Source organism: Pseudomonas sp. GV047, assembly GCF_003058245.1.
GTDB lineage: Bacteria > Pseudomonadota > Gammaproteobacteria > Pseudomonadales > Pseudomonadaceae > Aquipseudomonas > Aquipseudomonas marginalis.
In genome coordinates this window covers 18,275-42,470 of the sequence record NZ_QCWA01000020.1, presented here as the reverse complement: position 1 = coordinate 42,470, position 24,196 = coordinate 18,275, and the positions used below count along the sequence as shown (strand labels likewise).

Genomic DNA, 24,196 nt, shown 5'->3' with positions numbered 1-24,196 from the left:
TATGGAGAGGTGAAGATGTGCAGTTCAATAGTGTCCGTGTCAGGCGCTGGGCACGTAACATTCGTGCCCGGTATCGCTTCAGGAGCATCGACTCGCACTCAGCCCGTGGCTGGCGGGTCGGCGGTCAAGCAGTTGCTCAACCAGCTGTTTTACGCAGAGCAAGGCTCAAAAAAACAATTGGCTCAGGACTTGCGCGATAAGCTGAACGATCTTCGCGAGGAACTGGGTGCTGAACAATTCAAAAACATACTTGGCGAGCTGGCTGCGGGCTCGGAGTCCCCGCAGTTTCGCCAGCTTCTTCAGCCGTTGCTCGGTCCAAGGCTTGCTGGGGGTCTAGGAGTAGGAGGAGGTGCGGCTGGCGGTGGACCTTCAAGCGGCAGGGTATATGGGTTTGGCGAGAAAATGAGCAACAAGCCCATTTTGAGTGGGGCGAATTATTTTAACTATCGACCGGATCGATCCAACCCTGGCAAGAAACCCAATGATATTTGGAGTGGATTCAGCCAGGGGCCTGATGGCAATTGCGTCACCGTTTCAGCGATAAAGGCTGCAATGATGCAGTTTGGCCAGAAACCCACCGATGTCTTCAAGGAGGTGAAAGAAACGGACGATGGCTATTACGTGAAGATGCGGGATGGATTTGAGCTTCATTTAACCAAGGACGAGTTAAGGCAGGCTGCCCTTGCGTCTAAGTTTAAAGGGACCGATCCGGAGATGCTGGCCGACGCCATTTTCATGTTTGCCGTGAGCGGCAAGCGCATTGAAATGGAGGGTAATGGTATCGACGACGATATCAATAAATCAAAAAGGAGCTATGCCGATGCGTTGGAAAGCATGAACAACGGCGAGGCGGCCCATGAGGCCTTGGATCGTCTGGGGTTGAGGGGGCTCTACAGGCCTTCTACGAGCAGTGAACTCGCGAATGGCAGGTTGGGGATCGTGGCCTATGACGGCCATTCAATGGCTGTGATTGGCGGGCTGGTGGAGATGTGGGGGACCCGTGGCGGTCATCCCAAAGCGGGTATTGCATACACATTTCTCTAGAGGTTGGAGTGGCAAACGCCTTGCCGGAAAACGAAAAAAGCCCGATAAACCCTATACAGTCGGGGTCTATCGGGCTTTTTCAGTTCCGGGCGTTCAAGCCCGGGAACCGCTCAGCTTATTGACAAGCTTCGCAATCCGGCTCGTCGATCGCGCAGGCCTTTGGCACTGGCGCCGGGCCGGCCGGGGCGGCGAGCACCGAATCATCACCGTGGTTACCGCTGGACACAGCGTTCAGCTTACCGGTGTTGATGGTCGACTTCTCGGTGCTGGTCGCGGCCAGGGCACGGAGGTAGTAAGTGGTTTTCAGGCCACGGTACCAGGCCATGCGGTAGGTCACGTCGAGCTTCTTGCCCGATGCGCCGGCGATGTACAGGTTCAGGGACTGAGCCTGGTCGATCCACTTCTGGCGACGGCTGGCGGCGTCGACGATCCACTTGGTGTCCACTTCGAAGGCGGTCGCGTAGAGCTCTTTGAGTTCCTGCGGGATGCGTTCGATCTGCTGCACGGAACCGTCGTAGTACTTCAGGTCGTTGATCATGACCGAGTCCCACAGGCCGCGGGCTTTCAGGTCGCGGACCAGATACGGGTTGATCACGGTGAATTCGCCCGACAGGTTCGATTTCACATACAGGTTCTGGTAGGTCGGTTCGATCGACTGCGATACGCCAGTGATGTTGGCGATGGTCGCGGTCGGTGCGATGGCCATGATGTTGGAGTTACGGATGCCTTTCTGCACACGGGCACGTACCGGCGCCCAGTCCAGGGATTCGTTCAGGTCAACGTCGATGTACTTCTGGCCACGCTGTTCGATCAGGATCTGTTGCGAATCCAGCGGCAGGATGCCCTTGGACCACAGCGAACCCTGGAATGTCTCGTAGGCGCCGCGCTCGTCGGCCAGGTCGCAGGAAGCCTGGATCGCGTAGTAGCTGACCGCTTCCATGGACTTGTCGGCGAACTCGACCGCAGCGTCCGAACCGTAGGGAATGTGCTGCAGGTACAGTGCGTCCTGGAAGCCCATGATGCCGAGGCCGACCGGACGGTGCTTGAAGTTGGAGTTCTGCGCCTGTGGCACCGAGTAGTAGTTGATGTCGATCACGTTATCGAGCATGCGTACGGCGGTGTTGACGGTGCGTTCCAGCTTGGCGGTGTCCAACTTGCCGTTGACGATGTGGTTCGGCAGGTTGATCGAGCCCAGGTTGCAAACGGCGATCTCGTCCTTGTTGGTGTTCAAGGTGATCTCGGTGCACAGGTTCGAGCTGTGGACCACGCCCACGTGCTGCTGCGGGCTGCGCAGGTTGCACGGGTCCTTGAAGGTCAGCCATGGGTGGCCGGTTTCGAACAGCATCGACAGCATTTTGCGCCACAGGTCTTTGGCCTGGATGGTCTTGAACAGCTTGACCTTGCCTGGGTATTCGGTGAGGGCTTCGTAGTACTCGTAGCGCTCTTCGAAGGCCTTGCCGGTCAGGTCGTGCAGGTCCGGTACTTCGGATGGCGAGAACAGGGTCCACTTGCCGTCATCGAAGACGCGCTTCATGAACAGGTCAGGGATCCAGTTGGCGGTGTTCATGTCGTGGGTACGACGACGGTCATCACCGGTGTTCTTGCGCAGCTCGATGAACTCTTCAATGTCCATGTGCCAGGTTTCCAGGTAGGCACACACAGCGCCTTTGCGCTTGCCACCCTGGTTAACCGCTACGGCGGTGTCGTTCACGACTTTCAGGAAGGGTACGACGCCCTGGGACTTGCCGTTGGTGCCCTTGATGTACGAACCCAGTGCGCGCACTGGTGTCCAGTCGTTGCCCAGGCCACCGGCGAATTTGGACAACATGGCGTTGTCGTGGATCGCGTGGTAGATGCCCGACAGGTCATCCGGCACGGTGGTCAGGTAGCAGCTCGACAGCTGTGGACGCAGGGTACCGGCGTTGAACAGGGTCGGAGTGGACGACATGTAGTCGAAGGACGACAGCAGGTTGTAGAACTCGATCGCACGGTCTTCCTTGTGCTTCTCTTCGATCGCCAGGCCCATGGCCACGCGCATGAAGAACACTTGCGGCAGTTCGAAGCGGATCCCGTCCTTGTGGATGAAGTAACGGTCGTACAGGGTTTGCAGGCCCAGGTAAGTGAACTGCTGGTCGCGCTCGTGGTTGATCGCCTTGCCGAGTTTTTCCAGGTCGAAGGTGGCCAGGACCGGGTTCAGCAATTCGAATTCGATACCCTTGGCGATATAGGCAGGCAGCGCCTTGGCGTACAGGTCGGCCATTTCGTGGTGGGTGGCGCTGTCGGCCACGCCCAGGAAACCCAGGCCTTCGGCACGCAGGGTGTCCATCAGCAGGCGCGCGGTCACGAACGAGTAGTTCGGCTCGCGTTCAACCAGGGTACGGGCGGTCATCACCAGGGCGGTGTTGACGTCGGTCAGGGCCACACCGTCGTACAGGTTCTTCAGGGTTTCGCGCTGGATCAGGTCACCGTCGACTTCTTCCAGGCCTTCGCAGGCCTCGGTGATGATGGTATTCAGGCGGCCCAGGTCCAGCGGCGCGAAGCTGCCGTCGGCCAGGGTGATGCGGATCGACGGGTGCGCTTGCACGGCGGCTTCTTCGGCCGGGGTGCGGACGGCACGTTCCTTGGCGCGCGAATCGCGGTAGATCACGTAGTCGCGGGCCACTTTCTGCTCGCCGGCACGCATCAGGGCCAGTTCGACCTGGTCCTGGATTTCTTCGATGTGGATGGTGCCGCCCGACGGCATGCGACGCTTGAAGGTCGCGGTGACCTGTTCGGTCAGGCGGGCAACGGTGTCGTGGATGCGCGACGAGGCAGCAGCGGTGCCGCCTTCAACTGCAAGAAACGCTTTGGTGATGGCGACGGTGATTTTGTCATCGGTGTAAGGAACGACAGTGCCGTTACGCTTGATCACGCGCAATTGGCCAGGTGCAGTGGCGGACAGATCCATAGTCGAATCGGCGGCCTGCGGCACGGAGCCTTGCGGGTTCTCGCGAGTTGTGTCGGTTTGCATGGGGGGTTGTCTCCACATTTCTATATTTATTTGGGCACCATCACGGTGCCCACCGTTCCGTCCTGAAGCACTTACAGCAGGCCTGGGCCTGGCATAACAACTTCGGGACAGGAGGAAGGGAGCTGAACGCGCCGCTTCCATGCCGAAGTCTTCGGTTCGGGGCTCAAACGCCCTTGGCCGTATTCCTGGTGGGTGACAGTTGCCAGGTTCAAGCACTGCAACACCCGTACCGTTTTCCGCTGTTGGAGCTGGAAAACGGCTGCCATCCGCTTGAGCGGTTTGGGCTTTCAAAAAATGCTTGGATTAGACCCAACAGAAGCAAGAAAGGGCTTGAGTTTCTTGTCTGATTTGTGTTGGGTCTTTTCGCTGAAAACCCTACATGTAGGGTTTTTTTTGCGCCGAGCTACAAGATAATGCGTTTTGGGGGGCTTAGCAACGCACTACCTGTGGATAACGTTGTGGGTAAAATGTGTATGAAACGTGGAACACCCGTGTAGGCCGCAGCACTGCTGGATTAGGCCGTTTGTCACTGAATATTCCAAGTTGAAAACAGCCGGTTGGATTTTTGAGGGCGCGAACCCTATCACAGAAAAGCGCGATCACCGAATGGATTTCCCGGCTTGTGCGAGAGGGCTTGGGCATGGCTACAATCGGCCTCTGTTATGCCCTCAAAACATTACAAATAAGGTGTGGCCTGCTCGGCCAACGCATCCCTTTATAACAACGAGGATCACCCGTGGAGCAAGAAGCCTGGCACATCCTGATCGTCGAGGACGACGAGCGACTCGCCGAGTTGACCCGCGATTACCTGGAGAGCAACGGCCTGCGGGTTTCTGTGGAAGGTGATGGCGCCCTGGCTGCGGCGCGGATCATCGCCGAGCAGCCGGACCTGGTGATTCTCGACCTGATGCTGCCCGGCGAAGACGGCCTGAGCATTTGCCGCAAAGTGCGCGAACGCTACGACGGCGTGATCCTGATGCTCACCGCCCGCACCGACGACATGGACCAGGTGCTCGGCCTGGACATGGGCGCCGACGACTACGTGTGCAAACCCGTGCGCCCGCGCCTGTTGCTCGCGCGTATCCAGGCCCTGTTGCGCCGCAGTGAGCCGGCGGAACCCACCAGCGTGGAAAGCCAGCGCCGCCTGCAATTCGGCCCGCTGCTGGTGGACAACGCCCTGCGCGAAGCCTGGCTGCAGGGTGAAGGTATCGAGTTGACCAGTGCCGAGTTCGACCTGCTGTGGCTGCTGGTGGCGAATGCCGGGCGCATCCTGTCCCGCGAAGAAATCTTTATCGCCCTGCGCGGCATCGGCTATGACGGCCAGGACCGCTCCATTGATGTGCGCATCTCACGGATTCGCCCGAAAATCGGCGATGACCCGATCCACCCACGGCTGATCAAGACCATCCGCAGCAAAGGCTATCTGTTCGTCCCTGAAGCCGCTGCCGATATGCCGTTGTGAACTCGATCTTCCTGCGAATCTATGGCGGCATGTGCGCGGCGCTGATTCTGGTGGCACTGCTCGGCGTGCTGGCCCTGCACCTGCTCAACGAGGTGCGCAGCGGCCAATACCGCGAGCGCCTGGCCCATGGCACCTTCGCCTTGATGGGCGATAACCTGCAGCCCATGAGCGCCATCGAACGCCAGCGCGCCCTGGCCGTGTGGGAACGTTTGCTCGGCATCCCCCTGGAATTGCGCAGCCTTACCGATGCCCAACTGGACCTCAGCCAGCGAACCCGCCTGCAACGCGGCCAGGTGTTGGTGGAACAGACCGGCCCCCACGCCGCCCGGGTGCTGCGCCTGGTCAGCGATAAGGAACAGTGGGTTTTGACGGGGGAGGTGCAGCAGATCAGCGAGCAACTGGCCCGCGCGACCATTTACCTGCTGGCCGATGAACTGGTGCGTTTCCCCGTGGCCGAGCAGCCGCAACGGCTGGCGGATATAAAGGAAGCCAAGGGCTTTGGTTTCGAAATGCACCTGATGACCCTGGATCAGGCCGATATGGACGACGACCAGCGCCGCCGCGTATCGGAGGGCGATACGGTCATGGCCCTGGGCAAGGGCGGCGATTCGATCCGCGTGTTTGCCGGCATGGTCGGCACGCCCTGGGTGCTGGAGCTTGGCCCGCTGTATCAGATGAACCCGTATCCGGCGCAATGGCTGGTCCTGATCGCGTTGATCGGCCTGACCCTGATCGGCCTGATTGTCTATCTATTGGTGCGTCAGCTTGAGCGCCGGCTCCGAGGCCTGGAAGCCGCCGCCACGCGCATCGCCAAAGGCAATCTCGAGGTGCGTGTGCCGGCCCGGGGTGCCGACTCGGTGGGGCGCCTGGCGGCGGCCTTTAATGGCATGGCCGAGCACCTGCAGCAACTGCTGGCGATCCAGCGTGAACTGGTGCGCGCGGTGTCCCATGAATTGCGCACACCGGTGGCACGCCTGCGCTTCGGCCTGGAGATGATCGGCGACGCCGCCACGCCTGAAGCCCGGCGCAAGTACCTGGAAGGCATGGACAGTGATATCCAGGACCTCGACGGCCTGGTGGATGAAATGCTCACCTACGCAAGGCTGGAGCAGGGTGCGCCGGCGTTGATTTTCCAGCGGGTCGACCTCGATGCGCTACTTGACCAGGTGATCGGCGAATTATCGCCACTGCGCCCGCAGGTGAGCGTGGCCAGGGGGATTTGCCTGTCGTCGGCACATTGGGACGACGCTTGGGTCGATGCCGAGCCGCGCTACTTGCACCGCGCCCTGCAAAACCTGGTGAGCAACGCCATGCGCCACGCCCAGGGCCAGGTGCTGATCAGTTATCAGGTGGGCCAGGTGCGCTGTCGCATTGATGTAGAGGACGACGGGCCCGGTGTGCCGGAAAGCGCCTGGGAGCGTATCTTCACGCCGTTCCTGCGCCTGGACGACAGCCGCACCCGCGCCTCGGGCGGGCATGGCCTGGGGTTGTCGATTGTGCGGCGCATCATTTATTGGCACGGCGGGCGAGCATTGATCAGCAAGAGCAACAACCTGGGCGGTGCGTGTTTCAGCCTGAGTTGGCCAAGGGATCAAGACAAACCCTGATGTCGGTCTATCAAGCGCCGATGGCAGCCAGGCTCAACAACTGCCCCTCATTCACCGCAAACTGCGCGGTAAGTTCCTTGCCGTGGCACCACTCGCTGGACAGGTCTGTGAGTAAGCGCAAGCGCACATGCCCGGCCTCTGACCACTCCACCACCTCGGCATGTTCAAAATAAAAGCGCTTCTGCACGATCGGGTAGAGCGCCTTGAACAAACTCTCCTTGACCGAAAACGTCAGCGTCACCAGCAAGGCGATCTGCTCTCGCGGCAGGTCGGCCATACGCTGCAGCTCTTGCGCCGTCAGAATCTCCCCGGCCAGGCGCTCCGCCCGTTCCAGGCTCAGCAGGTTTTCCAGGTCCATCCCCAACCCGCGCCATTGCGCCTTGTGCCCGACAATCGCGGCGGCATGCCCGGTGCTGTGGGTGATGGAGCCGCTGATATGGGCGGGCCACACTGGTGCGCGGTCTTCGCCGATCGCCGGGATGCAGTTGATCTGATCGAGCCGTTGCAGGGCCGCGCGCGCGCACAGGCGACCGGCGAGAAACTCGGCCTGACGCTTGGCCACCGAACGCTGGATACTCGCCGGTGGCGGCACGGCGCAATGCTGGAAGTCGCCGGGTGCCAGCAATGCAGGATCGAACCGGGTGCTGAGAAACACCGTGCCCGGCAAGGGGGCGGGCAGCGGCCAATGGGCGTCGAGTGGGGTGCAGCAAGCGGGTAGGGGGGTCATGGGCGGTATTTTGCCGAGTTGGAGGGCAAGAGGATAGCCCGCCGTGATTCAGGCGAGGTTCAAAGCCTGTTCAGGGGGAGTTCAGGGGCGCTTGCGTAGTCTGGCCTCACAGCCAAACGCGTAATGAGGTAACACCATGACTGCGATCAAGAAGCTGATGTTGGCCTTAACCATGCTCAGTGCCACCGTCGGGGTTCAGGCCTCCGATGGTGCCTTTGCCGCATTCGGTCGTGAGAAAACCAAGAAGTCCAGCATCCTGATGCAGCGCGTCAGCATCGAAGATGCTGGCAGTCAGCCCGCGCCCTGGGGCCAGTCCCTGGGCCAGGCCACCCCGCAGCCGAGCTATCGCGCCGGCTATGAACACCTGAGCGGCCGGTTCAACGGCATTAAACTGCGCCCGCAAGACCTGCAGGGCCGCTATGATATCCCTCTGTCGGACAGTTGATTTGCTTTGGAGAGCCTTATGAAATTGCTGGTGGTGGAAGATGAGGCGCTGCTGCGCCATCACCTGTTTACCCGCCTGACCGACAGCGGCCACGTGGTCGAGGCCGTGGCCAATGCCGAAGAGGCCCTGTACCAGACCGGTCAATTCAACCATGACCTGGCGATCATCGACCTGGGCCTGCCCGGCATGGGCGGCCTGGACCTGATCCGCCAACTGCGCAGCCAGGCCAAGACCTTTCCGATCCTGATCCTCACCGCGCGCGGCAACTGGCAGGACAAGGTCGAAGGCCTGGCCGCCGGGGCCGACGACTATGTGGTCAAGCCGTTCCAGTTCGAAGAGCTGGAGGCGCGGATGAACGCCTTGCTGCGCCGCTCCAGCGGGTTTACCCAGTCGACCATCGTCGCCGGGCCCTTGCTGCTGGACCTCAACCGCAAGCAGGCGTCCCTCGATGAACAGCCCCTGGCATTGACCGCCTATGAATATCGCATCCTCGAATACCTGATGCGCCATCACCAGCAGGTCGTCGCCAAGGACCGCCTGATGGAGCAGCTCTACCCTGACGACGATGAGCGCGATCCGAATGTGATTGAAGTGCTGGTCGGCCGCCTGCGCCGCAAGCTGGAAGGCCCGGCGGGGTTCAAGCCGATCGACACCGTGCGCGGCCTGGGCTACCTGTTCAATGAGCGCTGCCGTTGATTCGCTCGCTCCGTGTGCGCTTGATGCTGGCGGCCGCCACCCTGGCCGTGCTGTTTATGCTGGGCCTGTTGCCCGCCATGCAGGGTGCGTTCAGCCTGGCATTGCAGGATTCCATCGAGCAGCGCCTGGCGTCGGACGTCACCACCCTGATCTCCGCCGCGCGGGTGGAAAACAATCGCCTGCTGATGCCGGCGCAGTTGCCGGATGAACGCTTCAACCTCACCGATAGCCGCTTGCTCGGCTATATCTATGACCGCGAAGGCCACTTGGTGTGGCGTTCGCGGGCCACCCGGGACGAAAACATCAACTACAAGCCGCGCTATGACGGGCGCGGCAATGAGTTCGCGCGGATTCGCGAGGCCGACGGCCAGGAGTTCTTCGTCTACGACGTCGAGGTCAGGCTGCTCGGTGGCAAGAGCGCGGCGTTCAGTATCGTGGCCCTGCAACCGGTGCGCGAATACCAATTGACCCTCGAAGGCCTGCGCGAAAACCTCTACCTGGGCTTCGGCGCGGCACTGCTGGTGCTGCTGACCTTGCTGTGGCTGGGCCTGACCTGGGGCCTGCAGGCCCTGCGGCGATTGAGCCAGGAGCTTGACCAGATCGAAGGCGGTACCCGCGAAAGCCTCTCCGAGCAACACCCGCGCGAATTGCTGCGTCTCACCGGCTCCCTTAACCGCCTGCTGCACAGCGAGCGCGAACAACGGGCACGTTACCGCGACTCCCTCGATGACCTGGCCCACAGCCTGAAAACGCCGCTCGCCGTGTTGCAAAGCGTGAGCGAAGACATGGCGCAACGTCCGGAAGATCGCGACCAGGCCTGGGTGCTGCAATCCCAGATCGAACGCATGAGCCAGCAGATCGGCTACCAGCTGCAGCGTGCCAGCCTGCGCAAAAGCGGCCTGGTGCGCCATCAGGTGCGCCTGGAGCCGGTAGTGCAAAGCCTCTGCGATACCCTGGGCAAGGTCTACCGCGACAAGGGCGTCACGGTGTCCTTTGACCTGCCACACGAATGCGATGTACCGATCGAGAAGGGTGCCCTGCTTGAATTGCTCGGCAACCTGCTGGAAAACGCCTACCGGTTGTGCCTGAGTGAAGTACGCATCAGCCTGGTGGAAAATTCCGAAGGGCTCGAGTTGTGCATCGAGGACGACGGCCCCGGAGTGCCGCCGGACCAGCGTGCACGGATCCTGCAACGGGGCGAGCGCCTGGACCGTCAGCATCCGGGGCAGGGGATCGGGTTGGCGGTGGTCAAGGACATCATAGAAAGCTACGGCGCGCGATTGACCCTGGGGGATTCGCCGCTGGGTGGTGCGGCGTTCAAGATTCACTTTCCGGCCTTGTGAACCGTAGCGGCTGGGCTGGCCCTATCGGGGGCAAGCCCCCTCCCACATTTTGAACGTATTCACAGATCAAACTTTGTAAACACAGTCAAAGGTGGGAGGGGGCTTGCCCCCGATGAGGCCCTCACACACGACGCAGCGCTAGCTCTCCTGCGCCCGGTAGGCCCCCGGTGTCAGCCCCGTCCACTTCTTGAACGCCCGATGAAACGCCGACGGTTCTGAGAACCCCAATTGCTCGGCGATCGCCTGCAAGGACAAGTCCGCCCGCCCCAGGTGGTAGATGGCGATGTCCCGCCGCAATTCATCCTTGAGCGCCTGAAAGCTGGTGCCTTCTTCGCGCAAATGTCGGCGCAGGGTTTGCGGGCTGACGTGCAAGTGCCGGGCGACGGCCTCCAGGTCTGGCCAGGGCGTGCGGTCGCGGCTCAATAAGCGTCGCAGCTGGCTGCTCAAACTGTCGCCTTCATCCGGGCGTGACAGCAGGTCGGCGGGGGAGCGCTCGAGGAAATGCTTGAGGGTGCGCTCGTCCTGCAACAGCGGCAGGCTCAGGTAGCGGGCGGGAAACACCAGGCTGCTGTGCGGGGCACCGAACACCTGGGCGCAGGGAAACAGCAGGTCATATTCAGCGGCGTGGGCCGGCATCGGGTAGCTGAAGGTGGCCTGGTGCAAACGAATGCGCCGGCCGATCAGCCAACTGCCCAGGCGGTGCCAGATCACCAGCAGGCATTCGCTGAGGAAGTGATCCGGGTCCCACAGGTGAGAATCATCCAGGCTCAGGCGGGCCATTTCGCCTTCTCGTGTCAGCTGCCAGCGCGGGCCTTGTAGGAATAGGCTATAAAATAATAAGCCGCGCTCCAGGGCCTTCTCCAGGGTGCGGCAGTGGATCAGCGCATGGCACATCATGGCGAAGGTGCCGCGTTTGCTCGGGCCGTCGGCGAACCCCAGGTACTCATCGTCTAAAGCGAGCCAGAGCATTTGCAACAGCCGGGTGAATTGCTCGGGTGCAATGCGGGCACGGGGTTCGGCCAACAGTTCCGGGGTGATGCCCAGCTGTTGCAACAGGCCCGAATAGTCGTAACCGGTTCGACGCGCACCGCCCAGGGCTGCCCGGGCGTAATGGCTGGCGATGGTACGTTCACGCATGCGGGGCCCTCGTCCATGGAATGGCGGATGGTAGTCATCACCTGGCAGGGCGACAAGGCGGATATCCGCCAAATTGTAGGACGGGATTGGGCGGCGTGGCGGAAATCCGCCAGCCTATTCGGCACATTGGTGGCGGCTTTGAAATCCGCAACCCTGATGTATTAAGGCTCCCAGGGGTTTTCAGCAAAGTGGCACGGCGTTTGCGATAAGGATTACAGCGCAAGCCTGGTCCTACAGGCTTCGCAAACAACAAATCCCTCCAGTGCAGGAGGGTTCGCAATTCAAGTGTCGTGGGCAATGGCGGATATTTGCCACACGGGACGATTGAGGAATTTTGCAATGACGACTCGTCAGCCAATCTACAAATCCCTGTATTTCCAGGTGATCGTTGCAATCGTTATCGGTATTTTGCTCGGTCATTTCTACCCGCAGACCGGCGTGGCGCTCAAGCCACTGGGTGACGGCTTCATCAAGCTGATCAAAATGGTCATCGCCCCGATCATCTTCTGCACCGTTGTCAGCGGCATCGCCGGCATGCAAAGCATGAAATCGGTCGGCAAAACCGGCGGCTACGCGCTGCTGTACTTCGAAATCGTTTCCACCATCGCACTGCTGATCGGCTTGATCGTGGTGAACGTCGTGCAACCGGGCGCCGGCATGCACATCGACGTGGCAACCCTGGACGCCTCCAAAGTGGCGGCCTACGTCACTGCCGGTAAAGACCAGAGCATCGTTGGCTTTATCCTCAATGTGATCCCGAACACCATCGTCGGCGCCTTCGCCAACGGCGACATCCTGCAAGTGCTGATGTTCTCGGTGATCTTCGGTTTCGCCCTGCATCGCCTGGGTGCCTACGGCAAGCCGGTGCTGGACTTCATCGATCGCTTCGCCCACGTGATGTTCAACATCATCAACATGATCATGAAGCTCGCGCCAATCGGTGCCCTGGGCGCCATGGCGTTCACCATCGGTGCCTACGGTGTAGGTTCCCTGGTGCAGTTGGGCCAGTTGATGATCTGCTTCTACATCACTTGCCTGCTGTTCGTGCTGGTGGTGCTGGGCGGTATCTGCCGCGCCCACGGTTTCAGCGTGATCAAACTGATCCGCTATATCCGTGAAGAACTGTTGATCGTACTGGGTACTTCTTCCTCCGAGTCCGCACTGCCACGCATGCTGATCAAGATGGAGCGTCTGGGCGCGAAGAAATCCGTAGTCGGCCTGGTAATCCCGACCGGTTACTCTTTCAACCTCGACGGTACCTCGATCTACCTGACCATGGCGGCCGTGTTCATCGCCCAGGCGACTGACACCCACATGGACATCACCCACCAGATCACCCTGCTGCTGGTGCTGCTGCTGTCCTCCAAAGGTGCTGCTGGCGTGACCGGCAGCGGCTTCATCGTACTGGCTGCCACCCTGTCGGCTGTCGGCCACCTGCCGGTTGCCGGCCTGGCGCTGATCCTGGGTATCGACCGCTTCATGTCCGAAGCCCGTGCACTGACCAACCTGGTGGGTAACGCCGTTGCTACCATCGTTGTGGCCAAGTGGGTCAAGGAACTGGACACCGACAAGCTGCAAAGCGAGCTGGCATCCGGCGGTACCGGTATCTCTGAAACCCGCGAAGTCGATGACCTGGGCGTGGCCGAGGGCCCAGCCCCTGTGATCAAGTAAACCGCTGATGGCGTGAAATCCGCGCCGACAGCTATCCGCAAACGCCCCGACTGGTTCGGGGCGTTTGCGTTTGTGCGGGATTATTTTTTTGCAATATTTTCACTTAGAGTCAGTGACTGATGAAATTCGCGCTACGCGGCATGTTCCAAACGCAGACTGGCAGGAGGATATATGGACAGTGTTGATTTGAATGTCCTGCGCAGCGTGCTCGAATGGCGCCGCGCCGGGCAGCAGGTGGTGTTGTATAGCGTTGTCCAGACCTGGGGCAGCGCGCCGCGTCCACCGGGCGCCATGCTGGCGTTGCGGGGGGATGGCGTGGTGATCGGCTCGGTGTCCGGCGGTTGCATCGAGGACGACTTGATCGCCCGCTTGCAGGATGGTCGCCTGACGCACGACGGGCCGCTGGTGCAGTTGGTGACCTACGGCGTGACGCGCGACGAGGCGGCGCGTTTCGGCCTGCCATGCGGCGGCACCTTGCGCTTGACCGAAGAGCGGGTGCAAGACTGGGCCTGGGTCGCGCAGTTGCTGGAGCGTTGCGAAGCGCATGAAATTGTCGCGCGGGAACTGGACCTGGTCTCCGGTGAAGTCACGTTGAGCAGTGCGAACAAGACCGATGTGGTCACCTTTGATGGCGAACGCCTGCGGGCTATCTATGGCCCGCGCTGGCGCCTGCTGTTGATCGGTGCCGGGCAACTGTCGCGCTACGTGGCGGAAATGGCGCGCCTGCTGGATTTCGAAGTATTGATATGCGATCCGCGTAGTGAGTTTGTCTACGGCTGGGAAGAGCAGCACGGCCGCTTCGTGCCGGGTATGCCTGATGAGGCGGTGCTGAATATCCAGACCGACGAGCGCACGGCCATTGTCTGCCTGACCCATGATCCGCGCCTTGATGATATGGCGTTGCTGACGGCGTTGAACTCCAGTGCCTTCTACATCGGCGCGCTGGGTTCGCGGGTCAATAGCCAGACGCGTCGCGAGAACCTGGCGGCGCTGGGGTTGTCGACGGACGCGATTGCGCGTTTACATGGGCCGATTGGCCTGCATATCGGTAGCCATACGCCGGCGGAGATCGCCTTGTCGTTGATGGCGGAAATTGTCGCGATCAAGAACGGCGTGGCGCCAATGCAGAAAAAGCCCCTGCCGGCGGTTGCTGAATAATGCTGGCGGCGATTGTCTTGGCGGCGGGGCGGGGCAGCCGGTTCCGAGCCGAGGCGGGGGCTGACCAGGATAAGTTGCTGGCCGATTGCGTGGGCCGTGATGGGGTGATGCGTCCGGTGATCGAGCAGGTATTGGTGAATTTGCCGGATCGCCTGATGGCGCGCTGGCTGGTGACCACGCCGGATCGCACGGAGATCATTCGGTTGGCCCAGGCGTATGGCTGCCAGGTCTTGCTGTTGCAGTCAGCCGGCATGGGCGAGAGCATCGCCGCAGCCGTCGCGGCCAGTGCCTCGGCGGATGGCTGGCTGGTGGTGTTGGGGGATATGCCGTTTATCCAGTCATCGAGCATTGAACGGGTGATTGACGCGCTGGAGGAGGATGGCATCAGCGTGCCGGTGCAGGCGGGTGACTATGGGCATCCAGTGGCCTTTGGTCGCGCTTTTGGTCCGGACTTGATGGCGCTGACCGGGGATCGTGGAGGCAAGCCATTGTTCGCACGTGTCCGGGTGCGGGAAGTGCAGGTGGAAGATGCGGGTGTTCTGTGGGATGTGGATCTGCCGAAACGGTTAAATTTTAGTGCGGACTAAGTAAAGGACATAAAAAAAGCCCCGCCTGATCACTCAGGCGGGGCTTTTTAGTGGCTGATGGAATCAGGCGAGGGGTTTAGGCTCGTGTTCTTCTTCCAGGGCCTTGTGCTCTACCCCTGCTTCAGCAGCGGTGTGCTCAACCACGGTTTCAGCAACCGGGGCTGGCGCCTCGACAGCTTCGACTACGGCTGGAGCGGCAGCAGCGGCGGCGGCAGCTGCCTCAGCTTCCTTGCGACGACGACGCACTTCACGTGGGTCGTTCGGCGCACGGCCGTTTTCGGTCAGGGCGCTGGCTGGTGCGGCTTCTACCACGGGTGCTTCGGCAACCACCGGGGCCTCAACAACCACTGGCGCAGCCTCGACAGCTGGCGCAGGCTCGGCAACCACTACTTCGGCAACCGGCGCAGGCGCTTCTTCTACCACCGGTGCAGGCGCTGGTGCTTCAACCGGGGCGGCAGGTTCGGCAGTCCACTGGAAGGCGGTCTGTTCTTCGCGAACTTCACGCACTGCCGGGGCAGCTTCTTCGACAGCCGGGGCTTCAGCGGCGGCTTCAACTACTGGCTGAGGCTCAACCACCGGAGCGGCTTCAACTGCGACCACTTCGGTTTCTGGCTGGGCGTCGCGGGTCGGTGCCACTTCCACTTCCGGAACCACTGGGGCTTCGACAGGGGTAGTTGCTTCAACGACCGGTGCTTCAACCGCTGGGGTCTCGGCAACTGGCGCTTCAACGGCAACGGTTTCTTCGACAGCGGCAGTCGCGCGTTCAGCCTGTTCGTGAGCCTGGGCTTCAGCAGGTGCGCTGATCACCGAGCTGGCAACCGCTGCGGTAACGGCCAGGCCGGCAGCCAGTTCGGCACCGGTCGGTTCGTGGGCGGCGCCTTCTGCGTTCTCGCCGGCCTCTTCCGAGCCCTCGATCACATTGCCATTGGCATCACGCTGACGCTCACGGCGGTTGCTGCGACGACGCTGGCCACGGGAGCGGCGGCGTGGACGATCGCCTTCGGCGTTGTCCTGACCGTCTTCCTGCAATTGCTCTTCGCCGGCCAGCACTTCTTCTTCGCTGGCGGCAGCGGCTTGCTCGGCACGTGGTTGACGCTCTTCACGCGGTGGGCGCGGCTGGCGCTCTTCACGTGGTGCACGCTCTTCGCGCGGCTGGCGAGCTGGGCGCTCTTCAGCGGCAGCGGCTGCAACACCTGCAACGGCAGGGGCGGCATCCAATGGCTCGCGCAGTTCACGCACACGTTCTTCACGCTCGCCACGCGGCTTGCGATCTTCACGCGGAGCACGTGGGGTACGTGGTGCGCGCTCTTCGCGCGGTGCACGTTCTTCACGGGCTACGGCCGGGGTTTCTTCACGCGCTTCGCGAGGTGCACGCTCTTCACGTGGTGCGCGTTCTTCGCGAGGCGCACGTTCTTCACGCGGCTTGCGCTCTTCGTCACGGCGACCGTTGCGGTTACGGCTCTGCTGGCGACCGTTGCGACGCTCTTCGTTGCGTGCAGGGCGTTCGGTCGCAGGTTTTTCAACCACGACCGGTGCCGCAGGCTCTTCCTTGGTGGCGAACAGGCTGACCAGCGACTTCACCAGGCCCTTGAACAGGCTCGGCTCAGGCAGGGCGGCCGGTGCGGCAACCGGGGCAGCGGCTTCAACCGGCACCGGTGCGTTGGCACGGGCTGGGGCGGTTTTCACGGCGGCTTCCTGGCGCACCAGGGTGCGGGTCGCGGCGGCTGGCTGGACTTCTTCCACTTCGGCGGCGGCGGCAGCGATTTCGTAGCTGGACTGGCCGCTGTGGGCTTCCGGGCTGTCGTCACGCAGGCGCTGTACTTCGAAGTGCGGCGTCTCGAGGTGATCGTTCGGCAGGATCACGATACGAGCACGGGTGCGCAGTTCGATCTTGGTGATCGAGTTGCGTTTTTCGTTGAGCAGGAAGGCTGCGACCGGGATCGGCACTTGCGCGCGGACTTCGGCGGTGCGGTCTTTGAGGGCTTCTTCTTCGATCAGGCGCAGGATCGCCAGGGACAGCGATTCAACGTCACGGATGATGCCGGTGCCGTTGCAACGCGGGCAGACGATGCCGCTGCTCTCGCCCAGGGATGGACGCAGGCGCTGACGGGACATTTCCAGCAGGCCGAAGCGCGAGATACGGCCGACCTGTACGCGGGCTCGGTCGGCTTCCAGGCATTCGCGGACTTTCTCTTCCACGGCGCGCTGGTTCTTGGCGGGGGTCATGTCGATGAAGTCGATCACGATCAGGCCGCCGATGTCGCGCAGGCGCAACTGGCGGGCGATTTCTTCAGCCGCTTCCAGGTTGGTCTGCAGGGCGGTTTCTTCGATGTCGCTACCCTTCGTGGCGCGCGCCGAGTTGATGTCGATGGACACCAGGGCTTCGGTCGGGTCGATCACGATTGAGCCGCCGGAAGGCAGCTCGACCACACGCTGGAAAGCGGTCTCGATCTGGCTTTCGATCTGGAAACGGTTGAACAGCGGCACGCTGTCTTCGTACAGCTTGATCTTGCTGGCGTACTGCGGCATCACCTGGCGGATGAAGGTCAGGGCTTCGTCCTGGGCTTCGACGCTGTCGATCAGCACTTCGCCGATGTCCTGGCGCAGGTAATCGCGGATGGCGCGGATGATCACGTTGCTTTCCTGGTAGATCAGGAACGGCGCGGAACGATCCAGGGAGGCCTCTTTGATGGCGGTCCACAGTTGCAGCAGGTAGTCGAGGTCCCACTGCATTTCTTCGCTGCTGCGGCCCAGGCCGGCAGTGCGCACGATCAGGCCCATGTCGGCCGGTGCGATCAGGCCGTTCAGCGCTTCACGCAGTTCGTTGCGCTCTTCGCCTTCGATGCGACGGGAGATGCCGCCGGCACGCGGGTTGTTCGGCATCAGCACGAGGTAACGGCCGGCCAGGCTGATGAAGGTGGTCAGGGCAGCGCCCTTGTTGCCACGTTCTTCTTTTTCGACCTGAACGATGACTTCCTGGCCTTCGCTCAGGACGTCCTTGATGTTTACGCGGCCTTCGGGGGATTTCTTGAAGTATTCGCGGGAGATTTCTTTGAGGGGCAGGAAGCCGTGGCGCTCGGAGCCGAAATCGACAAAGGCAGCCTCAAGGCTTGGTTCGATGCGAGTAATACGGCCTTTATAGATGTTGGCCTTCTTTTGCTCGCGTGCACCGGATTCGATGTCCAGGTCGTAGAGGCGTTGGCCATCTACCAGTGCAACACGCAACTCTTCGGGTTGAGTTGCGTTAATCAGCATTCTTTTCATGTTGTACCGTCGGTTTCCGGGCTGCCGGAAACGGCGTTCGGCACACACGACTTCTCACGGTCGGTGTCAGGTGCGTCAAGAGTGGTTGGCCACTCCAGTGTCCAGCAAAATCGGCCAATTGGGCCGGTATCGCGACGGACGCGTCCTGCTTGTTAGCGGTGGTGACAAAGGCACCACTTCAACAAAAGCTAAGGTCAGGAGGAGGAATCAACCGGCGACTGTGGACGAGATGAAGCGTCTAAATATAAGCCTAGTGCTACACGGTCCGACGGTTGTGCATCTCCACCCTACACGTATCCCTGATAATTCGGGTGCTGCCGCGCGCAGAATCCGCAGCGGGTTGGCATTTACCGTGTTCTCCAATGGGGAGTCCACGCTCATGGCTAAACAAGACTGAATGTGGGCGACTGCGCTCACACTCAGCTCTTAACAGGCGTTGTTTCCGAAGCATTCGCCGTGGTCCGGCTCAAGACTGACTGCACTTTGTGAACTGGCCGTAAATATCGGCGCAGAACGCGAGTATTCACTCTGCTTTCTGCACTCGCTTCAGGCCTCATGTCACCTGCGCTTGTTACAATCTCGAGCCTTCCAGGGTGGCGAAAGCCCCGTAGGACGGCCTCGCGTCCTGATGAATTGCGATGGTCAGGGCCGACAGTTTGCCGCTAGTCCTCTGCCCAGGCCGCTTTTGGCGGCGTTCGCGACTATAGCAGCAATGATTAAGTGCTTCAATTCCATAAAAAATTGTTATCATCGCCGCCATGACGACTACCGCCCCCCAGACCCCCAGCGTCCAGCTGCTCGAGGTCTCGCCGGAATATGCCGGCCAACGCATCGATAATTTTCTCCTGGCCAGGCTCAAGGGTGTGCCCAAGACCTTGATCTACCGCATCTTGCGCAAAGGCGAAGTGCGCGTGAACAAGGGCCGCATCAAGCCTGAGTACAAGTTGCAGGCGGGCGATATTGTCCGTGTGCCGCCCGTGCGCGTGCCTGAACGCGATGAGCCCGTGCCATTGGCCCAGGGCCTGTTGCAGCGCCTTGAGGCATCGATTGTCTTCGAAGACAACAAGCTGATCGTGATCAACAAGCCCTGCGGCATTGCGGTTCACGGTGGCAGCGGCCTGAATTTCGGTGTGATCGAAGCCTTCCGTCAGTTGCGCCCGGATTGCAAGGAGCTGGAACTGGTTCACCGCCTGGACCGCGACACCTCCGGCCTGTTGATGATCGCCAAGAAACGCAGCATGTTGCGCCACCTGCACACCGCCCTGCGCGGCGATGGTGTGGACAAGCGCTACATGGCGCTGGTGCGCGGTAACTGGGCCAGCTCGATCAAGAGCGTCCGCGCGCCGTTGCAGAAGAGCAACCTGCGTTCCGGCGAGCGCATGGTCGAAGTGGACGAGGAGGGCAAAGAAGCCCTGACCCTGTTCAAGGTGCTGCGTCGTTTCGGTGACTTCGCCACCATGGTCGAGGCCAAGCCGGTGACGGGGCGCACCCACCAGATTCGTGTGCACACCCTGCATGCAGGCCATTGCATCGCCGGCGATACCAAGTATGGCGACGAGGATTTTTCCAAGGAAATCCGTGACCTGGGCGGCAAGCGCCTGTTCCTGCACGCCTACATGCTCACCGTGCCGCTGCCTGACGGCGGCGAGCTGAAGCTGCAGGCGCCGGTGGATGAGATGTGGGCCAAGACCGTGGAGCGTTTGAGTGTCGCACCTTGACTACAAGCTGCTGATTTTCGATTGGGACGGCACCCTGTGTAACTCCATCGGTCGGATTGTCGAGTCGATGCACGCAGCTTCGACCCGCTCGGGCTTCGACGTGTGCACTGACCTGGCGGTCAAAGGCATTATCGGCCTGGGCTTGCCTGAGGCGATCCGCACCTTGTACCCCGAGATCAGCGACGCTGAACTGGTGACGTTCCGCGAGCATTACGCGGATCACTACATTGCGCTGGAGGCCACACCTTCGCCGTTGTTCGAGGGTGTGGCGCAGTCGCTGGAGGCTTTTCGCGCCGGGGGCTATCACCTGGCCGTCGCCACCGGCAAGGCCCGCCGCGGGCTGGACCGGGTGCTCAGCGCCCATGGCTGGGAGGATTATTTCGACATCACCCGTGCCGCAGATGAAACCGCCAGCAAACCTCACCCTCTGATGCTGGAGCAGATCCTTGCCCATTGCGGTGTGTCGCCGCGTGAGGCGTTGATGGTGGGTGATGCTTCCTTCGATCTGATGATGGCGCGCAACGCCGGCATGGACAGCGTGGCAGTCAGCTATGGCGCCCAGTCCGCCGAGGCGTTACAGCAATACGAGCCGAGGGTCACGATTGATCATTTTTCTGAATTGCAGGCCTGGCTCGGTCGGGCCCAATAAGTCTTTGCTGGGGTTGATGGCATGAGTGACGAGTGGAAAGCGCCTGAAAAGGCTGAAAGCGGTGACGACAAGAGCTGGAAGCTGCTGGAGAAGACGCTCCTGGCCAGCGTCCAGGAGCAACGCCGTGCACGGCGCTGGGGGATTTTCTTCAAGCTGCTGACCTTCACTTACCTGTTGCTGATGCTGGCGCTGTTCAGCCCGCTGATGGACATGGAAAAAAGCGCGACCCGTGGCGCCAACTACACCGCGTTGATCGAAGTGCGGGGAGTGATCGCCGACAAGGAGCCTGCCAGCGCTGACAATATCGTCAGCAGCCTGCGTGCCGCGTTTGAAGACCCCAAGGTCAAGGGCGTGATCCTGCGCATCAACAGCCCAGGCGGCAGCCCGGTGCAATCGGGTTATGTGTATGACGAGATTCGCCGCCTGCGCGGCCTGCACCCGGATATCAAGCTGTACGCGGTGATTTCCGACCTGGGGGCCTCGGGCGCGTATTACATTGCCAGTGCCGCCGACCAGATCTACGCCGACAAGGCCAGTCTTGTCGGCTCCATTGGTGTGACGGCAGCCGGCTACGGCTTTGTCGGTGCCATGGAAAAGCTGGGGGTTGAGCGTCGTACCTACAACTCGGGCGAGCACAAGTCGTTCCTTGATCCGTTCCAGCCGCAAAAGGCCGATGAAACCCAGTTCTGGCAGGGAGTGCTCGATACCACCCATCGCCAGTTCATCGCCAGCGTGAAACAGGGGCGTGGGGATCGCCTGAAGGACAAAGACCATCCGGAGCTGTTCTCCGGGTTGGTGTGGTCGGGGGAGCAAGCATTGCCGCTGGGGCTGATCGATGGTTTGGGCAGTGCCAGTTCGGTAGCGCGGGATGTGGTCGGCGAGAAAGAGCTGGTGGACTTCACCGTTGAAGAATCGCCGTTTGATCGTTTCTCCAAGAAGCTCGGCGCCAGCGTGGCTGAGAAGCTGGCGCTGTACATGGGCTTCCAGGGTCCGGCACTGCGTTAATATCTCAAGTCTGTCGTAGATCAAAATGTGGGAGGGGGCTTGCCCCCCGATAGCGGTGGATCAATCAATCCAAGGTTGGCTGACACACTGCTATCGGGGGTAAGCCCTCCCTTCCCATATTTGGTTTAGCAGTGTTCTTAAGGGATTTGCACGCCTTCGCTGAGCAGCATGTCCACCAAACGAATCAGCGGTAAGCCGACCAGGCTTGTCGCGTCCGGCCCTTCGGTGCTTTGGAACAAGCTCACGCCCAGCCCTTCCGCCTTGAAGCTGCCCGCGCAGTCATACGGCTGCTCGATCCGCAGGTAGCGCTCGATGCGCGCTGCATCCAGCTCGCGCATGTGCACAGTGAAAGGCACGCAGTCCACCTGGCAGTGCCCGGTCTCGCTGTTAAGGAGGGCCAGGCCGGTGAGGAAGCTGACACGCTTGCCGCTGGCGGCCAATAACTGCTCGCGCGCATTTTCGAAGGTGTGAGGCTTGCCGATGATGCGGCCTTCCAGCGCGGCGACCTGGTCTGAGCCGATGATCAGGTGGCCGGGGTGGCTGGCGGCGAGGGCGCGGGCTTTCTGTTCGGCCAGGCGCTTGACCAGGTCTGTGGCGGACTCGTTTGCAGCATGGCTTTCGTCGATATCCGGCGAGCTGCAGATGAATGGCAGGTGCAGGCGGCTGAGCAATTCCCGGCGATAAACCGAGCTGGAAGCGAGTAATAAAGGCAGCATATACGTCTCCTCAAGGCAGCCGCCGATTCTAGCGGGGCGACCGGCCGACGCACAGGGCTGAATTTCCTTTGACATGGCTGGGGGCATCCCTATAATGCTGCGCCTATGTTGAATGACCCGATTCCACCTCACGTTGACCCGCGCAAATTGGCTGATCGTGGCACTTCCCTTCAAGGTGAGTTGCTGCTGGCCGATTTGGAGAGACTCTGCGACCCGCTTTCCGACACTGTCGGTACGGTGCAGGCCAAATTCGTTTTTGAACGAGATGAACGTAAATCTGTGGTAATTCACAGTTTTATCGACACCGAGGTCAAAATGGTTTGCCAGCGTTGTCTTGAGCTGGTCACCCTGCCGATTCACAGCGAGTGCAGTTATGCTGTGGTAAAGGAGGGTGCGAATACCCAGTCGTTGCCGAAAGGTTATGACGTGCTGGAACTGGGCGAAGATCCTTTGGATCTGCATGCACTGATCGAGGAGGAGCTTCTGCTCGCCTTGCCCATTGTGCCTGCTCATCATCCGGAAGAATGCCAGCAGCCGGCGGGTCTCGATGACGAGTCCGAACCGAGCGAGGACGAGGTAACGCGGTCCAACCCGTTCAGTGTATTGGCGCAGTTAAAGCGTGACCCAAACGTTTAGGAGTTAATCAATTATGGCTGTTCAGCAGAACAAAAAATCCCGCTCTGCCCGTGACATGCGTCGTTCCCACGACGCCCTGACGGCAAGCACTCTGTCTGTAGAAAAAACCACCGGTGAAATTCACCTGCGTCACCACGTATCGCCAGAAGGCGTATACCGTGGCCGTAAAGTGATCGACAAGGGCGCTGACGAGTAATCACTTGTCTGCTCAAGTCATCGCGATTGACGCAATGGGCGGGGACTTCGGTCCCCGCAGCATTGTTCAGGCCTGCATTGCCAGCCTGTCTGCCACGCCCTCGCTGCACCTGACCCTCGTCGGTCAACCCTCCCTCCTTGAAGAACTGATTGCCAGCCATCCGGCGGTGGATCGCGCGCGCCTGACGATTACGCCAGCCAGCGAAACCATCACCATGGATGAGAAACCGGCGACGGCCCTGCGTGGCAAGCCTGACTCTTCGATGCGGGTGGCCTTGGAGCTGCTGCGTGATGGCAAGGTGCAAGCCTGTGTCAGCGCCGGCAACACAGGGGCGTTGATGGCGTTGTCGCGGCATGTGCTCAAGACGCTGCCGGGCATTGATCGGCCGGCAATGGTGGCGGCGATTCCGACGCAGAAGGGCTATTGCCAGTTGCTGGACCTGGGGGCGAACGTCGATTGCAGTGCCGAGCACCTGTTCCAGTTTGCCGTGATGGGCTCGGTGGCCGCCGAAGCGCTGGGCGTGGCCCGGCCGCGGGTGGCCTTGCTGAATATCGGCACCGAAGACATCAAGGGCAACCAGCAGGTCAAGCTTGCCGCCACCTTGCTGCAAGGTGCGCGAGGCCTGAACTACATCGGCTTTGTCGAGGGTGATGGGTTGTACCGGGGCGAGGCGGATGTGGTGGTGTGCGACGGGTTTGTCGGCAATATCCTGCTCAAGTCCAGCGAAGGCCTGGCGACCATGATCGCCTCGCGTATCGAGGCCTTGTTCAGGCGTAACCTGGTATCGCGCCTGGTGGGCGCCCTGGCGCTGCCGTTGATGCGTCGCCTGCAGGCCGACCTGGCCCCGGCGCGGCATAATGGTGCGAGCTTCCTGGGGTTGCAGGGCATCGTGGTGAAAAGCCACGGTTCGGCCGGGGTCGAAGGCTTCCAGAGTGCGATTGCGCGCGCGGTGATCGAGATCCAGGAAAACCTGCCGCAACGCTTGCACGGCCGCCTCGAGGACCTGTTGCCTTAGGCGAATCGGCCGGGGAATGCTTAAATGTGACCGGCCAGTTCAATTGACCATCCAATCTGTCAGTTTCGTGCGCTCCCACCGAGGAGCGACCATTTTCGACGACCAGATCA

Annotated in this window: 21 protein-coding genes; 16 read left to right on the top strand and 5 right to left on the bottom strand. The window is 61.1% G+C overall.

From position 1 onward, the window contains the following. The first annotated feature begins 63 nt into the window (after positions 1 to 63). Positions 64 to 1,044: a hypothetical protein gene (locus tag C8K58_RS30585; protein WP_223841624.1), complete on the top strand. Its 981-nt coding sequence runs from the start codon at positions 64 to 66 to the stop codon at positions 1,042 to 1,044. Positions 1,045 to 1,159: 115 nt separating this feature from the next. Here C8K58_RS30585 and C8K58_RS30580 read toward each other — a convergent pair whose 3' ends face one another. Then, positions 1,160 to 4,054 (bottom strand): ribonucleoside-diphosphate reductase subunit alpha, encoded by a 2,895-nt coding sequence (locus C8K58_RS30580; RefSeq protein WP_027607789.1) that lies wholly within the window; start codon positions 4,052 to 4,054, stop codon positions 1,160 to 1,162. A gap of 736 nt (positions 4,055 to 4,790) precedes the next feature. Between C8K58_RS30580 and C8K58_RS30575 the strand changes: the two genes are divergently transcribed. Beyond that, on the top strand, positions 4,791 to 5,516 hold the full coding sequence (locus C8K58_RS30575) for a response regulator (protein ID WP_027607790.1): 726 nt from the start codon (positions 4,791 to 4,793) through the stop codon (positions 5,514 to 5,516). Then, positions 5,513 to 7,123 carry an ATP-binding protein gene (locus C8K58_RS30570; RefSeq protein ID WP_027607791.1) on the top strand — a complete coding sequence of 537 codons (1,611 nt, stop codon included), beginning with the start codon at positions 5,513 to 5,515 and terminating at the stop codon, positions 7,121 to 7,123. The genes C8K58_RS30575 and C8K58_RS30570 overlap by 4 nt, the downstream gene beginning before the upstream one ends. A gap of 10 nt (positions 7,124 to 7,133) precedes the next feature. Here the strand turns inward: C8K58_RS30570 and C8K58_RS30565 are convergent, their stop codons facing one another. Further along, on the bottom strand, positions 7,134 to 7,850 hold the full coding sequence (locus tag C8K58_RS30565; RefSeq protein ID WP_027607792.1) for a 4'-phosphopantetheinyl transferase: 717 nt from the start codon (positions 7,848 to 7,850) through the stop codon (positions 7,134 to 7,136). 136 nt (positions 7,851 to 7,986) lie between these two features. Between C8K58_RS30565 and C8K58_RS30560 the strand changes: the two genes are divergently transcribed. From C8K58_RS30560 to C8K58_RS30550, 3 genes are read left to right on the top strand one after another with little or no spacing between them, the layout of a single operon-like run. Continuing rightward, entirely contained in the window at positions 7,987 to 8,295 is a 309-nt protein-coding gene (locus C8K58_RS30560; RefSeq protein WP_108574842.1) for a hypothetical protein, read from the top strand. Between the two features lie 18 nt (positions 8,296 to 8,313). Then, on the top strand, positions 8,314 to 8,991 hold the full coding sequence (locus tag C8K58_RS30555; protein WP_017138377.1) for a response regulator: 678 nt from the start codon (positions 8,314 to 8,316) through the stop codon (positions 8,989 to 8,991). Continuing rightward, complete coding sequence (locus C8K58_RS30550) at positions 8,988 to 10,334, top strand: ATP-binding protein (protein WP_092359496.1); 1,347 nt, start codon at positions 8,988 to 8,990, stop codon at positions 10,332 to 10,334. The genes C8K58_RS30555 and C8K58_RS30550 overlap by 4 nt, the downstream gene beginning before the upstream one ends. Before the next feature lie 138 nt (positions 10,335 to 10,472). On the opposite strand, the gene C8K58_RS30545 is transcribed toward C8K58_RS30550, so the two are convergent. Next, positions 10,473 to 11,471, bottom strand: coding sequence for an AraC family transcriptional regulator (locus C8K58_RS30545; protein ID WP_027607795.1), 999 nt, complete (start codon positions 11,469 to 11,471; stop codon positions 10,473 to 10,475). A gap of 27 nt (positions 11,472 to 11,498) precedes the next feature. On the opposite strand from C8K58_RS30545, the gene C8K58_RS32460 reads away from it, so the two are divergent. From C8K58_RS32460 to C8K58_RS30530, 4 genes are all read left to right on the top strand, one after another. Further along, a complete protein-coding gene (locus tag C8K58_RS32460; RefSeq protein WP_155954385.1) occupies positions 11,499 to 11,636 on the top strand; it encodes a hypothetical protein in 138 nt (45 codons plus the stop codon). Positions 11,637 to 11,810: 174 nt separating this feature from the next. After that, positions 11,811 to 13,142 (top strand): dicarboxylate/amino acid:cation symporter, encoded by a 1,332-nt coding sequence (locus C8K58_RS30540; protein ID WP_027607796.1) that lies wholly within the window; start codon positions 11,811 to 11,813, stop codon positions 13,140 to 13,142. A 171-nt stretch (positions 13,143 to 13,313) separates the two neighbouring features. Further along, positions 13,314 to 14,300, top strand: coding sequence for an XdhC family protein (locus C8K58_RS30535; RefSeq protein ID WP_027607797.1), 987 nt, complete (start codon positions 13,314 to 13,316; stop codon positions 14,298 to 14,300). Continuing rightward, complete coding sequence (locus C8K58_RS30530; RefSeq protein ID WP_027607798.1) at positions 14,297 to 14,887, top strand: NTP transferase domain-containing protein; 591 nt, start codon at positions 14,297 to 14,299, stop codon at positions 14,885 to 14,887. Before C8K58_RS30535 ends, C8K58_RS30530 begins: the two co-directional genes overlap by 4 nt. A gap of 63 nt (positions 14,888 to 14,950) precedes the next feature. Here C8K58_RS30530 and rne read toward each other — a convergent pair whose 3' ends face one another. After that, positions 14,951 to 18,142, bottom strand: coding sequence for a ribonuclease E (rne, locus tag C8K58_RS30525; protein ID WP_108574841.1), 3,192 nt, complete (start codon positions 18,140 to 18,142; stop codon positions 14,951 to 14,953). A 767-nt stretch (positions 18,143 to 18,909) separates the two neighbouring features. On the opposite strand from rne, the gene rluC reads away from it, so the two are divergent. From rluC to C8K58_RS30505, 3 genes are read left to right on the top strand one after another with little or no spacing between them, the layout of a single operon-like run. Continuing rightward, a complete protein-coding gene (gene rluC / locus C8K58_RS30515; RefSeq protein WP_065939065.1) occupies positions 18,910 to 19,869 on the top strand; it encodes a 23S rRNA pseudouridine(955/2504/2580) synthase RluC in 960 nt (319 codons plus the stop codon). Next, the gene (locus tag C8K58_RS30510) at positions 19,856 to 20,518 is read left to right on the top strand and encodes an HAD-IA family hydrolase (RefSeq protein ID WP_098478888.1); all 663 of its coding nucleotides are present in this window, start codon (positions 19,856 to 19,858) and stop codon (positions 20,516 to 20,518) included. The genes rluC and C8K58_RS30510 overlap by 14 nt, the downstream gene beginning before the upstream one ends. 21 nt (positions 20,519 to 20,539) lie before the next feature. After that, positions 20,540 to 21,523 carry a S49 family peptidase gene (locus C8K58_RS30505; RefSeq protein WP_027607802.1) on the top strand — a complete coding sequence of 328 codons (984 nt, stop codon included), beginning with the start codon at positions 20,540 to 20,542 and terminating at the stop codon, positions 21,521 to 21,523. 137 nt (positions 21,524 to 21,660) lie between these two features. Here the strand turns inward: C8K58_RS30505 and C8K58_RS30500 are convergent, their stop codons facing one another. After that, on the bottom strand, positions 21,661 to 22,239 hold the full coding sequence (locus tag C8K58_RS30500) for a nucleoside triphosphate pyrophosphatase (RefSeq protein ID WP_108574840.1): 579 nt from the start codon (positions 22,237 to 22,239) through the stop codon (positions 21,661 to 21,663). A 105-nt stretch (positions 22,240 to 22,344) separates the two neighbouring features. Between C8K58_RS30500 and C8K58_RS30495 the strand changes: the two genes are divergently transcribed. From C8K58_RS30495 to plsX, 3 genes are read left to right on the top strand one after another with little or no spacing between them, the layout of a single operon-like run. Next, positions 22,345 to 22,875, top strand: coding sequence for a YceD family protein (locus C8K58_RS30495; protein ID WP_027607804.1), 531 nt, complete (start codon positions 22,345 to 22,347; stop codon positions 22,873 to 22,875). 13 nt (positions 22,876 to 22,888) lie between these two features. Next, positions 22,889 to 23,071: a 50S ribosomal protein L32 gene (rpmF, locus tag C8K58_RS30490; protein ID WP_008152339.1), complete on the top strand. Its 183-nt coding sequence runs from the start codon at positions 22,889 to 22,891 to the stop codon at positions 23,069 to 23,071. Between the two features lie 4 nt (positions 23,072 to 23,075). Continuing rightward, complete coding sequence (gene plsX / locus C8K58_RS30485) at positions 23,076 to 24,086, top strand: phosphate acyltransferase PlsX (protein ID WP_074847485.1); 1,011 nt, start codon at positions 23,076 to 23,078, stop codon at positions 24,084 to 24,086. Positions 24,087 to 24,196 lie beyond the last annotated feature (110 nt).